This window comes from Ulvibacter litoralis (assembly GCF_900102055.1).
Taxonomy (GTDB): domain Bacteria; phylum Bacteroidota; class Bacteroidia; order Flavobacteriales; family Flavobacteriaceae; genus Ulvibacter; species Ulvibacter litoralis.
The window spans coordinates 1-1,882 of record NZ_FNBA01000042.1; the positions used below are offsets into that span (position 1 = coordinate 1).

Genomic DNA, 1,882 nt, shown 5'->3' on the forward strand with positions numbered 1-1,882 from the left:
CTATGGCATCTCAAAATCAAGAATACCGTATGATAAAAATTATGTTTCAAAATTAAACTAGAATTAGTTGTTTTTTAGCTCAGTTCTTTGTTGGCAACTGGCTTTTTTCAAAATGCTAATTCCCAACTCCGTTCTAATGCCTGAAATATTATTGGCATTTCCTGTTCGAATTGTAATTGAGTAATATTTTCTCCTACAAATTTTGCTAATTGTCTTTTCTTTTTTCCCGTAAATGACTTATTACCTGCTGCATTTACTGCATCCAATTCAGCTTGCGTTTTTCTCCAATTTCCGTAAGTTTCATCTGGTTGATTTGGATAATATTGCTCTAAATCTCGATTTGGTATTTGAAAAAATTGGTTGTTCGCATTTAAACTCGGATTTCTTTGAAGAAAGTCAGTTACACCACCTTGAGTTTGTTCACTTGGCAAGTCAATTAAGATAATTTGTTTATCTCTGTAAATACTTGAATTTAAAGGTGTGAACGCTTTTTCAATTGCATTAATTGTTCTTTCTGCTTGGTCAATATCTCCGTTTGCTTTAATTATCTGAATTATTGGTCTGTCCGAATAAAATCGTCTTATTACTCGTGTTAAAAACTCAAATTCACTTAACCCTTCTACGATAAGAAAGTTTCTTGGCAACAATAAATCTGACGGACTTCCGCCTAAAAGTTCAAATACTATGTACGGTTTTGTAAAATCATCTGCCGATTCCAATTCCGTTTCTCCCTCGTTTTTTTCGGCTTTAAATATTTTTTGATTTGGATAATTATCTGCAACAAATACAGATGAATGTGTATTTATAAAAACTTGGTCGGTAGATTCTGAAAGTTCATATAATACATTCTTTAAGTTTCTTTGAGCTGTTGGATGAAGATGTAATTCTGCCTCGTCAATAAAGAATAAGAATGACTTACCTTGGTCTTCATTTTCTTTTCGAAATTCCGCATAAGTTTGAATAATCGCAAGCATTAAAGCTCTTTGCATTCCATCTCCTTTTTCTTCTGCGGTTGTTTCTATTCCATCATCAATTGTAGTTTCAAAGTTTTTAAGTAAATCGTCAAATACAGGTGCTGTAACTTCAAAGTTGACTTTCGAAGTATCTGGAAACTGCTTTTGAAGATTAACTTTTACTTTACCACCAACTAAATCGAATTGAGTTTTAATTTCTGATTCTTCTCCCTCAAATAAATCTGTAAATCTTTGCTGAAAATCTTGATATTGTTCATTTGATTCTAAAATAGCAGATAAAACACCTGAAAGCATAATACCGATTGGCGTTGTTTTAGCATACTTTGCAACAGAATCATAATATTGTTTAGTATTTATGTATTCAAATTTTGGTAAGAAATCATTTAAGGCTGGGTCAAATCCTGTTCCTGGATTTACTTCTTCTCCGTTAACAAATACTTTACGTTTTTTTACATTTACACTTGAACGGGAAACTGTTACTGTATCAGATTCTCCCAATACGTTTAGTATTTTTGTTTTATTAGCTTCATTACGCATTCTTTCTGCACCATCTTGTGCACCCGAAAATTCCAATTCAACTAAAATTTCTAAATCAGATTGTCGTTTAAATTTCAAATCGTTTGATAATCCACCACGACCAGCTCCGTTAAAGAAAAATTGAATTGCTTCGAAGAAATTTGTTTTTCCACAGTTATTTTGTCCGACAACAATATTGAAGTTATCCGTTGTGAATTCGGTCGATTTGATGGACCTAAAATTTTCTATTTTAATTCTGGATATTTTCATTCAGTTAGTTTTTTTTAGCTTGTTGCCAACGGGTTTGTATAATAATTGTAGCGCTTGGCGCAGTGTGCGGCTTGAAGCGGCGACACCTTTTCAATTCTCGATTTAGTTCAAATTATTCAGAG

At 32.6% G+C, this 1,882-nt stretch carries 1 pseudogene; it reads right to left on the reverse strand.

Annotated elements, in window-relative coordinates:
* Positions 1 to 749 precede the first annotated feature (749 nt).
* Positions 750 to 1,760: pseudogene (locus tag BLQ00_RS17930) on the reverse strand (ATP-dependent nuclease); the annotation flags it as partial.
* Positions 1,761 to 1,882 lie beyond the last annotated feature (122 nt).